The sequence below is a fragment of the Photobacterium piscicola genome (assembly GCF_900166965.1).
GTDB lineage: Bacteria > Pseudomonadota > Gammaproteobacteria > Enterobacterales > Vibrionaceae > Photobacterium > Photobacterium piscicola.
Genome location: NZ_FUZI01000002.1, coordinates 323985 through 336658 on the forward strand (window position 1 = coordinate 323985; position 12674 = coordinate 336658).

Sequence of the window (12674 nt, forward strand, 5' to 3'; positions counted from 1 at the left end):
ATTAATTAAGACACTTACTAAATCGTTGTCCAAGTTCATTAAGAAAGCGGACATATCCTCCCTTGCCCTCAACGATATCGGTAGCCATTGGGTCAAGAGTCCCTATTTTAACATTCGTTCCTTTGGTTACAGACTTCACAACAGCTGGCGAAAATTGCGGCTCACTAAAGACACAATACGCTTGGTTATTTTTTAATGATTCACGAATAGATAACAATGTCTTAGCGCCTGGACGACGATCGGGTTCAACCGTAAAATGACCTAAATTATCTAATTCAAATTGTTGTTCAAAATAGCCATAACCATCATGAAAAACATAATAACCTTTATCACTTAACGGTTTTAACTGCTTATTAAGCTGAGTGACCGCTAACTGAACTTCTGTAGTGAATGTTGAAAGATTAGCTGTATATGTCTTTTTATGCAATGGATCATACTTGATCAATGCCTTAGTTATGACATTTGCTGCCTGCACAGCTTGATCTGGACCTAACCATAAATGTGGATCAATACCATGATGGTGGTGATGATGACCTTCATGCTCAGATTCATGGTCATGAGCAGCTTCATTTTCATGACCGTCATGATCTTGCTCTTCCTCAGAATAATAGCGGAAACTAATGCCCTGTTGCTGGCTTAATGCAATATTTTCAGGCTTTGATGCCATTGTTTTGGTTAAAAATGACTCTAATTCAGGTCCAACCCAAACCACAAGATCCGCTTGTTTTAATTTTTTAATATCTGAGGGACGTAATGCATAATCATGAGGTGATGCACCTGACGGAATAACATATTCACTGGTCGCAACACCTTGAGTTAATTCACTAACAATCAAGTTTAACGGTTTAACAGTAGTAACCACATTAAAGGTATCAGAGGCCAATGCAGAGCCAGAAACGACGAGAGCGGTAGCACAAAATAGAGAAGTTAGACGGTGCATGATTTTTCCCATAAAAATGTAGAGCAGCAAAAATTATTGATTATCAGCAAAGAAATTTTTCTCAATTGGCTATAATCGGCTCGTATTAACAGTAACACATGTAAAACGAAGATGTTATAATATAACATCACATTTTGGCAAACTCTTATTTTAAGCTCGCTTTATGACAACATTAGTAGAATTACAATCACTCACAGTGACCTTCTCTGGACGTAATGTTTTAGATAATGTTGCACTCAAATTAGAGCGTGGTGAAATTACAACCCTTATCGGTCCAAATGGCGCAGGTAAGTCCACCTTGGTTAAAGTGATCACCGGATTACAAAAGCCAACATTGGGAAAAGTTATCCGTCAAAAAGGATTACGAATTGGTTATGTACCGCAAAAACTTCACCTTAACAGTACACTGCCCCTTTCTGTCGATCGCTTTATGCGTTTAGCTGGACGTTACTCATTGGCACAACGCCATGAAGCATTAACCATGGTTAATGGCGCGCACTTAATGGAAAGTGACATGCACCGTCTATCTGGTGGTGAAATGCAACGGGTATTATTAGCTCGAGCATTACTTCAAAAACCGGATTTACTGGTCTTAGATGAACCTGTTCAAGGGGTTGATGTAACAGGTCAATTAGAACTTTATCGTTTAATTCAACAATTACGTGATTTACTCAATTGCGCAATATTAATGGTTTCCCATGACCTACATTTAGTCATGGCCAAAACAGATAAAGTGATCTGCTTACAACATCATATCTGTTGCTCAGGTAGTCCTTTTAGCGTAACCAACCATCCTAAATACATTGCATTATTTGGCCGCCAAGCCAGCGACCAATTAGCGTTATACCAACACCAACATAACCACCAACATGATGATTCAGCAACACCATCAACATGCTGCAATAATCATCAGGATAATAATAAATAATGATTGAGTTTCTACTTCCCGCGTTAATTGCAGGTATTGGGATAGCCCTTTTAGCCGGCCCGCTAGGGTCATTTGTAGTATGGCGAAAAATGGCTTATTTCGGTGATACGCTTTCACATGCGTCATTACTGGGTATTGCTTTAGGCTTTTTGTTTAATATCGACTTAAACCTTGCGTTGGTTATTTGTTGTTTAGTATTAGCTGTTATTTTGGTGACCTTACAAAAACAGCGTTATGTCGCAACCGACACATTACTTGGCATACTCGCTCATAGTGCATTATCACTCGGGTTAGTTGCTGTAAGCTTTTTAGATAATGTGCGTATTGATTTAATGGCTTATTTATTTGGTGATTTACTGGCGGTTACTACTGCAGATCTAATGTGGATTTATGGTGGTGGCGCTATCGTGTTAGCCTTACTTATTTATCTGTGGCGACCACTATTATCAATGACTATCAGCGAAGAAATGGCGCAAGTTGAAGGTGTGAATGTTGATTTAATGCGGTTATTATTAATGCTTATGGTCGGAATGGTAATTGCGGTAGCAATGAAATTTGTTGGTGCATTAATTATTACGTCATTGCTAATTATTCCAGCAGCAACCGCACGTCGTTTTGCTAATAGTCCAGAAGCGATGGCTGTGATTGCCTCTATTATTGGTTCAATTTCTGTAGTGATAGGGTTAGCAATGTCATGGCACTATGACACACCAGCAGGCCCTTCAGTAGTGGTATCGGCAGCAGCATTATTTATGCTTAGCCAATTTAAACCCACTCGACGTTAACAGTCTTTATTACAAAGATTGTAAATAAAAAACCCGCTACACATTAGTTTGTGAGCGGGTTTTTATACAATGTCTGTATGATCATTAACACCGTATCTACGTTAGCTTACCAACCCGTCACTTCGCGTAATGTCTTACCAATATCAGCCAAGCTTTGCACGGTTTTTACACCTGCAGCTTCAAGAGCTGCAAATTTTTCTTCTGCCGTACCCTTACCACCAGAAATAATCGCACCAGCATGGCCCATTCGTTTACCTTCAGGGGCCGTCACACCAGCAATATATGACACGACAGGTTTAGTGATATGGTTTTTAATATATGCAGCAGCTTCTTCTTCGGCAGTACCACCGATTTCACCGATCATTACAATAGCTTCTGTTGCTGGATCTTTTTCAAACATATCAAGAATATCAATGAAGTTTGACCCTGGAATAGGATCACCACCAATACCAACACACGTTGACTGACCAAAGCCTTCATCGGTTGTTTGCTTCACTGCTTCATAAGTTAAAGTGCCTGAACGTGACACAATACCCACTTTACCTGCTTTATGGATATGACCGGGCATGATTCCAATCTTACACTCATCAGGCGTAATAATACCTGGGCAGTTAGGGCCGATCATACGTACGCCTTTGGCATCTAAACGTACTTTAACATCCAACATATCCAAAGTCGGAATGCCTTCAGTGATGGTAACAATTAATTCAACACCAGCATCAATAGCTTCTAAAATTGCATCTTTACAAAAAGGTGCTGGCACATAAATAACGGTTGCTGTTGCTCCTGTTGCTTTAACTGCATCACGAACAGTATTAAATACCGGTAAGCCTAAATGCGTAGTACCGCCTTTACCCGGAGAAACACCACCCACTAATTGCGTACCATAAGCCAATGCTTGTTCTGAATGAAATGTCCCCTGCCCACCGGTAAAACCTTGGCAAATGACCTTCGTGTTTTTATTAATAAGTATCGACATTATTTACCCTCCGCGGCAGCAACAACTTTTTCAGCGGCTTCTGTTAACGAAGTGGCAGCAATAATATTGAGACCACTATCAGCCAGTTTTGCAGTACCAACTTCAGCATTATTCCCTTCAAGACGTACCACTACTGGCACTTTTACACCGACTTCAGCAATAGCACCAATGATACCTTCTGCAATTAAATCACAACGTACAATACCGCCAAAAATATTCACTAAGACAGCTTTAACGTTGTTATCTGAAAGAATAATTTTAAACGCTTCTGTAACACGTTCTTTAGTTGCACCGCCGCCTACATCCAAAAAGTTAGCTGGGTGACCACCATGAAGATTAACAATATCCATGGTTCCCATTGCTAATCCAGCACCATTAACCATACAACCAATACTGCCATCAAGGGCTACGTAATTAAGTTCCCATTGTGCCGCGTGGGCTTCACGCTCATCTTCTTGTGAAGCATCATGCATCTGACGTAATTTAGGTTGGCGATATAATGCATTTGCATCCACATTAACTTTACCGTCAAGACAAACTAAGGTGCCTTCATCTGTAATAATTAATGGATTCACTTCAAGCAGTGCTAAATCACACTCAGCAAACATAGTGCCAAGCCCTAAGAAAATATGTGTAAACTGTTTAACTTGATCGCCTTGCAGACCTAATTTAAAGGCTAATTCACGCCCCTGATAAGGTTGTGGGCCAACTAAAGGATCTATCGCCGCTTTATGGATTAAATGTGGCGTTTCTTGTGCAACTTTTTCAATTTCCACACCACCTTCTGTCGATGCCATGAAAACAATACGTTGTGAACTACGGTCAACAACAGCACCTAAATATAATTCAGTTGCAATGCTAGATGCCGCTTCTACCAATACTTTAGTTACAGGTTGACCCGCAGCATCTGTTTGGTAAGTCACTAAATTTTTGCCTAACCAATGTTGAGCAAACTGCTTAATACCTTCTTTATTATCATGTAGCTCAACACCACCAGCCTTGCCTCGACCACCAGCATGAACTTGACATTTTACGACCCATTTTTTACCGCCAATTTTACCTGCTGCCGCAGCTGCTTCTTGTGGGGTATCACAAGCATAGCCATCTGGTACAGGTAAACCATATTCAGCGAATAGTTGTTTTGCTTGATACTCGTGCAAATTCATAATGTTCTATCCGTTTTTATCCCTTTGGGACTCGTTAAATCCATTTGAGATATTCTTTGATACCTCTTCATCATTGCGCCATGTTTACTGTGCCCCGTTACAGGGAGAACGTTAACCGAATAATGAGCACTTATTCGGTTAACGATGTAATGCTTATACGTCCAGTAATAAACGTGTTGGATCTTCAAGTAATTCTTTAATTGTCACTAAATAACCCACTGACTCGCGACCATCCACTAAACGATGATCATAAGACAGCGCAAGGTACATCATTGGTAGAATTTCAACCTGCCCATTAACCGCCATTGGACGATCTTGGATTTTATGCATACCTAAGATTGCAGCTTGTGGCGGATTAATAATTGGCGTTGACATTAATGAACCAAATACACCACCGTTAGTAATCGTAAAATTACCGCCAATAAGATCATCAACTGTTAATTTGCCGTCACGGCCTTTAATGGCTAAGTCTCGAATACCTTTTTCAATCTCCGCTAAACTTAACTTATCACAATCTCGTAACACAGGGGTAACTAAACCTCGTGGAGTTGAGACTGCAATGCTAATATCAAAGAAATTATGATAAACAATGTCATCACCATCAATCGATGCATTTACTTCAGGGTAGCGTTTTAATGCTTCAACAACCGCTTTAACATAGAACGACATAAAACCAAGACGAATACCATGGCGCTGCTCAAACACATCTTTATATTGTTTACGCAGATCCATAATAGGCTTCATATTAACTTCATTAAATGTCGTTAACATCGCAGTACTGTTTTTCGCTTCCAGCAAACGTTCAGCAACGCGCTTACGTAATCGCGTCATTGGTACACGCTTTTCACTGCGATGCGCTAAAGGTAATTCATGCTCAATTTTCGCTTCCATCGTTTTCGGAGGCGCAGTAACAGCTACAATATTTTTTAAATAAGTATCAACATCTTCACGAGTAATACGGCCACCAACACCAGTACCTTTTACTTTTTCAGCAGCCACACCATGTTCACTTAATAAACGGCGAACAGCAGGACTTAATGCTTCAGTATTTTCTTCATTTAACGATGCTGTATTACGTTTATTTGGTGATGATTCCGCATCGGCAAGTACATCTAATGTTGGCTCACCTGCAACTGCATTAACTTTGATTTTGCCAATCAGTTGCTTGGTTAATACCGTTGTGCCTTCAATTTCAAAAATAGCTTCTAATATGCCATCTTCTGGGGCTGGAACTTCAAGTACAACTTTATCAGTTTCAATATCAACCAAGACCTCATCACGAGTAACAGTGTCACCTGGTTGTTTATGCCATGTGGCTACAGTTGCATCAGCAACAGATTCCGGAAGGTCAGGAACCAGAATTTCGATTGTCATATCGGTATTGTCCTTTTGTTCTCGTTCTAATTATTAGAATGGTCTTGAGATTGAATAGTTAATGCGTCTTCAACTAACGCTTTTTGTTGTTTCAAATGCACTGACATATACCCTACCGCAGGTGACGCTGATGCAGGACGTCCGGCATAACGTAAAAATGACCCAGCAGGTAAAGCAGAATAGAAGTTATGTTGACTAGAATACCATGCACCTTGATTTTGAGGCTCTTCCTGACACCAAACGAAATCTGTTACATGTTGATAGTCAGCAATAGCCGCTTCAACATCTTCTTTCGGGAAAGGATACAGCTGTTCAATCCGCACAATAGCAACATTTGTTTGTTCATTTTTACGGCGCTGCTCTAGCAAATCGTAATACACTTTACCGGAACAAAAGACCACACGTTGCACATCTTGAGCAGGTAAAGTATCAACTTCACCAATTGCAGCCAAGAAAGTACCATTCGCAAGTTCATCTAATGTTGAGGTACACAATGGGTGACGCAACAACGACTTAGGTGACATCACAATTAATGGACGGCGCATTGGACGTACAACTTGGCGTCGAATCATATGATAAACTTGGGCTGGGGTTGACGGCACAACCACTTGCATATTTTGTTCAGCACATAATTGTAAATAACGTTCAAGACGTGCAGATGAATGCTCTGGTCCTTGGCCTTCATAACCATGTGGCAGCAGCATGGTTAAACCACACATACGTCCCCATTTTTGCTCGCCAGAACTAATAAATTGATCTACCACCACTTGCGCACCATTGGCAAAATCACCAAATTGTGCTTCCCAAATGGTTAATCCACTTGGCTCAGCGGTTGCATAACCATATTCAAACGCTAATACCGCTTCTTCAGATAGCACTGAATCAATCACTTCAAACGGCCCTTGACCATTATGAATATGAGTTAACGGAATATAAGTACTGGCATCTTCTTGATTGTGTAACACCGCGTGACGATGGAAAAACGTACCTCGACCGGAATCTTGACCCGTTATGCGAATACGATGACCATCATCAACCAATGTTGCATACGCTAAATTTTCAGCCATCCCCCAATCAATGGCTTTTTCACCTGCAATCATCGCTAAACGGTCGGTATAGATTTTTTGGACTCGACTTTGCAATTGGTGACTGGTTGGATACTGACATAAGCGTGTGCCTAACTCTTGTAAGCGCTGCTCGTCAACTTTACTCTTCCAATCAACAGTCCAATCGTGACCTAAGTATGGTGCCCAATCAACCGAGTGCAATTTCATTGGTCGCCATTCTTTGACCACACACTCGCCACGATCTAATGCATCACGATATTCATTGACTAAACCTGTTGCGATATCTAATCCAAACGCGCCAATGTCAGTTAAATAATCGGCATACAATTTACGTGGCGTCGGATGTTTTTTGATTTTTTGGTACATCAATGGCTGCGTAGCGTTAGGTTCATCAGCTTCGTTATGACCATGACGGCGATAACACACTAAATCAATCACGACATCACGCTTAAACTCATGACGATAATCAAACGCCAGTCGAGTTACAAAAGCTACCGCTTGTGGATCATCCGCATTGACGTGAAAAATAGGCGCCTGCACCATTTTAGCTATATCAGTACAGTATTCGGTTGAACGCGTATCTTGAGGATTTGAAGTCGTGAAACCTACTTGGTTATTGATAACAATACGTACCGTACCACCAACACTATAACCACGCGCTTGAGACATATTAAAGGTTTCGGCAACAACGCCTTGACCCGCAATAGCTGAGTCACCGTGGATAGTAATTGGTAACACTTTATCGCCAGTATCATCACCTAAACGATCTTGGCGAGCGCGTACTGAACCAACAACAACAGGGTTTACAATTTCAAGATGTGATGGGTTAAAAGCAAGTGCAAGGTGTACATCACCGCCAGGGGTTGAGAAATCAGCAGAGAAACCTTGATGGTATTTCACATCACCCGTTCCCCAGCTCTCACCATGTTTACCCGCGAATTCATCAAACAGATCTTGTGGCTTTTTACCTAATACGTTAACTAACATATTTAAGCGCCCACGGTGAGCCATACCCACAACCACTTCACGTACACCTTGTGAGCCCGCATGACGAATCAACTCTTTCATCATTGGAATCATGGCATCGCCACCTTCTAACGAGAAACGCTTTGCACCAGGAAATTTTGCGCCTAAATAGCGCTCAAGACCTTCAGCTGCAGTTAATTCATCAAGAAAACACAATTGTTCATCGGTTGTAAATGAGCCCGTTCCCATCACAGATTCAAGTCGCTGTTGAATCCAACGCTTTTCTTCGGTGTCAGTAATATGCATATATTCAGCACCAATTGATCCACAATAGGTCTTTTTTAGGGCTGCATATATTTCACTGAGTTTCATGGTCTCTTGACCAATGGCAAACGAACCAACATTGAACGTTTCATTGAAATCATCGGCGGTTAGCGAGTGGAATTCAGGATCGAGGTCAGCAACATGATCGCGTTGCCATAACCCTAATGGATCAAGATTTGCGTTTTGGTGGCCTCTAAAACGGTAGGCATTGATTAACTGTAAAACTTTAACTTGTTTTGCATCAACGTCAGGATCATTAACAACAGCACTTAAGAAATGGGTTTCTTTTGCTAATCGTCGAAAATAATCACGCACACGAGAATGAGGTTGTTCAATAACCATATCATTAACGACAGGCAAGCCAACAAATACCTCTCGCCATTGGGTATCAACTAACTCTGGATCGCTAAGATACAACTCGTAAAGATCTTCTATATAAGTTGCGTTGGCACCAGCTAAATGTGAAGACTCAAGCCATGCCTTCATAACGCTATTCTGCATTATTTTCCCTTAACTACTGATTTATCGCCATTGGCATCGGTTTAATACCGAGCATTACAGTTAGTGGCCAATGCTTGGTTAATATTGAACCACTAACATATCGATATTTTTAAACTGCTTGTTTAAGCAGCATTGATTTTATGTGTCCAATCGCTTTTGTCGGATTTAATCCCTTAGGACAAACATTTACACAGTTCATTATGCCATGACAACGAAAAACACTAAATGCATCATCAAGTTCTGATAATCGTTGATCAGTCGCGGTATCTCGACTATCAATTAACCATCGATAAGCCGCTAACAAACCCGCAGGACCGATAAACTTATCAGGGTTCCACCAAAATGATGGACACGATGTCGAACAACAAGCGCACATAATACACTCATATAGACCGTCCAATTGAGCGCGATCTTCCGGCGCTTGTAAATTTTCTCTTGCGGGCGGTATTGTCGCATCATCAATTAAAAAAGGCTTTACTTTTGCGTAGTTACTATAGAACTGTTCCATATCAATAATCAAATCACGTATCACAGGTAACCCTGGTAACGGACGAATGACAATCGCACTGGTGTTAATTAACGCTGATAACGGTGTAATACACGCTAACCCATTTTTACCGTTCATATTAATACCGTCAGAACCACAAACGCCCTCACGACAAGAGCGACGGAAAGACAAGCTAGCATCTTGTTCTTTAAGTAAAATTAATGCGTCCAGTACCATCATATCTGAGCCATCAGGTACATCAAGCTGATAATCTTGCATATAAGGAACATCATCAGTATCTGGGTTGTAACGGTAAATTGAAAAATTCAGTTTCATCGTGGTGATCTCCCGTTAATAAACACGCGCTTTTGGCGGAAACGCTTCACGATGAATCGGCGCCATATTGACATCACGTTTTGTCATCGCTTCTGTTTCTGGATTATAAATAGAATGGCATAACCAATGAGTATCATCACGATCGGGGAAATCAAATCGCGCATGAGCACCACGACTTTCAGTACGATAATTAGCGGCAATCGCTGTTGCCATTGCGGTTTCCATTAAGTTATCTAATTCTAAACATTCAATACGCTGAGTATTAAACTCCGTTGAAGTATCATCTAATCGTGCATGCTGTAGACGTTCACGAATTGCTTTCAGCTCTTCCAAACCAGCGGCCATTGCCTCGCCTTCTCTAAATACCGAGAAGTTGTTTTGCATACACGCCTGCAAGTCTTTACGGATTTGAACAGGATCTTCACCTTCTTGAGTATTATTCCAACGGTTAAGGCGAGCAAGAGAGGCTTCTATATCCGCTTCTGTCGCAGGTTTAGCTTCAGCTTGTGCCAATAATGTATGACCTAAATGCAATCCCGTTGCGCGTCCAAACACAACTAAATCAAGTAATGAATTGCCCCCTAAACGGTTAGCCCCATGCACGGATACTGATGCAATTTCACCGCAAGCAAACAAGCCTTGAATTTCTTCATCCGCCCCATTCGCATTTTGTTTCAATGCTTGACCAGAGACTTGTGTCGGTACGCCCCCCATCATGTAATGGCAGGTTGGAATGACGGGAATAGGCTCTTTAACAGGATCAATATGAGCAAATGTACGTGACAATTCACAAATACCCGGTAAGCGCGATTCAAGAACATCTTTACCTAAGTGATCAAGTTTTAACTTCAAGTGAGGCCCCCATGGACCATCACATCCGCGTCCTTCACGAATTTCAACCATCATCGAGCGAGCCACTACATCACGACCAGCTAAATCTTTAGCATTTGGTGCATAACGCTCCATAAAGCGCTCACCATCTTTGTTAAGTAAATAACCACCTTCGCCACGACAACCTTCAGTAACCAATACGCCAGCCCCTGCAATACCCGTCGGATGGAATTGCCACATTTCCATATCTTGCATCGGTACACCTGCGCGTAACGCCATACCAACACCATCACCCGTATTAATATGAGCATTGGTGGTTGATGCATAAATACGCCCCGCACCACCCGTCGCTAAAATCGTCGCTTTAGCTTTGAAATAACACACTTCGCCAGTTTCCATGCACAAAGCCGTACAACCAAGAATAACGCCATCTTCATTTTTAACTAAATCAAGAGCATACCACTCAGAAAAGATGGTCGTTTTATGCTTAATATTTTGCTGATAAAGGGTATGTAACAATGCATGACCGGTTCGATCTGCGGCCGCCGCTGTACGCGCCGCTTGCTCTCCGCCAAATTCTTTTGATTGCCCACCAAATGGACGCTGATAAATACTGCCATCATCAAATCGAGAAAAAGGTAAGCCCATTTTTTCTAATTCAATAACTGACTTAGGTCCATTTTCACACATATACTCAATCGCATTCTGATCACCAATATAATCAGAACCTTTCACCGTATCATACATATGCCATTGCCAATTATCAGGATGAGAATTCCCTAAGGCAACGGTGATCCCTCCTTGTGCAGACACCGTATGAGAACGGGTTGGGAACACTTTTGATAACAAGGCACATTTTAAGCCTTGCTCTGATATTTGTAGTGCAGCACGCATTCCTGCACCACCCGCGCCGATAACAACGGCATCAAATTCACGAACAGCAATGCTCACTACACACCCCACACAATAAAGAAACCTGAAAATAGGTAAATAAATAGAATTGCGACAACAGCAAACTGACAGCCAACCCTTAATAGTGCGGGTTTAATATAATCAGTAAGCACTTGCCATAAACCGATCCACGCATGAATTAAAATGGAGACCAAGGCTAACAGGGTAAAAATTTTAGTGGTCAGTTGCCCAAAAAAGGCTTGCCACGAAGCAAAGGTAATTTCAGGACCAAATGTAAAAAACCCCACTAAATAAAGGGTATATAACGTTAGAATAATGGCGGTTGCACGAATTAAAATAAAATCATGTACGCCGTTACGCCCAACAGAAGAGACACTGGCTACCATACTAATACTCCTGCAAACACGGATAATATCGCCACAATAACAAAGCTCACCTTAGTACTAGCAAGACCTGTTTCCATTTCTTCAAAATACCCAAAATCCATCAATAAATGGCGAATACCCAGAACGAGATGATAAAACAACGCCGTTAATATTCCCCATAACACCAATTTAACCACCACGCTATCTGTCACACTAACAGCAGCAGTAAATCCCTCAGGAGAAGACAACGACAGGTTCAGTAGCCATAATAAAATAGCGACAGCAACGAACGTAATCACGCCCGATACCCGGTGTAGAATTGACGCGATCGCCGTTAAGGGAAAGCGTATAGTTTGTAGGTTGAGATTGACTGGTCTAGACTTCTTTACTTTCACATTTTGCTCACTCAGCTTTATTAAAAGCATTTTATTTTTATTAAACGCTCTGATTGTTTCTATAGTGAGCCATCAAGAAACAGTTAAAAAATGCTACGTTACCATTAAAAGCAAAGTGTTGAGCAATATAATCGCTTTGTCTTTCAACCGCATTCCTTGCGCAGTTTATTAACAACTATTCATCTATATCACAACCAAATATCAACGTAACTATACCTAGCGTAACATTCAAAAACAAACTCAGTTACAATATATTACACACCAAGTTCACAAAAAAAGTACAAATATAGAAAAGTTATTAACAAGCGCACATTGATG

The 12674-nt window shown here is 41.2% G+C and carries 11 protein-coding genes; 2 read left to right on the top strand and 9 right to left on the bottom strand.

What is annotated here, in order from left to right:
- Window position 1: 1 nt before the first annotated feature.
- A complete protein-coding gene (znuA, locus tag CZ809_RS07715; protein WP_080156842.1) occupies window positions 2–940 on the bottom strand; it encodes a zinc ABC transporter substrate-binding protein ZnuA in 939 nt (312 codons plus the stop codon).
- Between the two features lie 163 nt (window positions 941–1103).
- Between znuA and znuC the strand changes: the two genes are divergently transcribed.
- Both znuC and znuB read left to right on the top strand, forming a co-directional pair.
- A complete protein-coding gene (gene znuC / locus CZ809_RS07720; protein ID WP_080156843.1) occupies window positions 1104–1868 on the top strand; it encodes a zinc ABC transporter ATP-binding protein ZnuC in 765 nt (254 codons plus the stop codon).
- On the top strand, window positions 1868–2653 hold the full coding sequence (gene znuB / locus CZ809_RS07725) for a zinc ABC transporter permease subunit ZnuB (protein ID WP_080156844.1): 786 nt from the start codon (window positions 1868–1870) through the stop codon (window positions 2651–2653). Before znuC ends, znuB begins: the two co-directional genes overlap by 1 nt.
- Window positions 2654–2759: 106 nt before the next feature.
- Here znuB and sucD read toward each other — a convergent pair whose 3' ends face one another.
- The 8 genes from sucD to sdhC form a co-directional block, all read right to left on the bottom strand.
- The gene (sucD, locus tag CZ809_RS07730; RefSeq protein ID WP_080156845.1) at window positions 2760–3632 is read right to left on the bottom strand and encodes a succinate--CoA ligase subunit alpha; all 873 of its coding nucleotides are present in this window, start codon (window positions 3630–3632) and stop codon (window positions 2760–2762) included.
- Window positions 3632–4798, bottom strand: a complete 1167-nt coding sequence (sucC, locus tag CZ809_RS07735; RefSeq protein WP_080156846.1) for an ADP-forming succinate--CoA ligase subunit beta — start codon at window positions 4796–4798, stop codon at window positions 3632–3634. The genes sucD and sucC overlap by 1 nt, the downstream gene beginning before the upstream one ends.
- A 153-nt stretch (window positions 4799–4951) precedes the next feature.
- Window positions 4952–6172, bottom strand: coding sequence for a 2-oxoglutarate dehydrogenase complex dihydrolipoyllysine-residue succinyltransferase (odhB, locus tag CZ809_RS07740; protein WP_080156847.1), 1221 nt, complete (start codon window positions 6170–6172; stop codon window positions 4952–4954).
- A 26-nt stretch (window positions 6173–6198) separates the two neighbouring features.
- Window positions 6199–9030 (bottom strand): 2-oxoglutarate dehydrogenase E1 component, encoded by a 2832-nt coding sequence (gene sucA / locus CZ809_RS07745; RefSeq protein WP_080156848.1) that lies wholly within the window; start codon window positions 9028–9030, stop codon window positions 6199–6201.
- Window positions 9031–9139: 109 nt separating this feature from the next.
- A complete protein-coding gene (locus tag CZ809_RS07750) occupies window positions 9140–9853 on the bottom strand; it encodes a succinate dehydrogenase iron-sulfur subunit (protein WP_080156849.1) in 714 nt (237 codons plus the stop codon).
- A gap of 15 nt (window positions 9854–9868) precedes the next feature.
- Window positions 9869–11635: a succinate dehydrogenase flavoprotein subunit gene (gene sdhA, locus CZ809_RS07755; protein WP_080156850.1), complete on the bottom strand. Its 1767-nt coding sequence runs from the start codon at window positions 11633–11635 to the stop codon at window positions 9869–9871.
- Entirely contained in the window at window positions 11635–11982 is a 348-nt protein-coding gene (gene sdhD, locus CZ809_RS07760) for a succinate dehydrogenase, hydrophobic membrane anchor protein (protein ID WP_080156851.1), read from the bottom strand. Before sdhD ends, sdhA begins: the two co-directional genes overlap by 1 nt.
- The gene (gene sdhC / locus CZ809_RS07765) at window positions 11976–12386 is read right to left on the bottom strand and encodes a succinate dehydrogenase cytochrome b556 subunit (RefSeq protein WP_080156852.1); all 411 of its coding nucleotides are present in this window, start codon (window positions 12384–12386) and stop codon (window positions 11976–11978) included. Before sdhC ends, sdhD begins: the two co-directional genes overlap by 7 nt.
- Window positions 12387–12674: the final 288 nt, after the last annotated feature.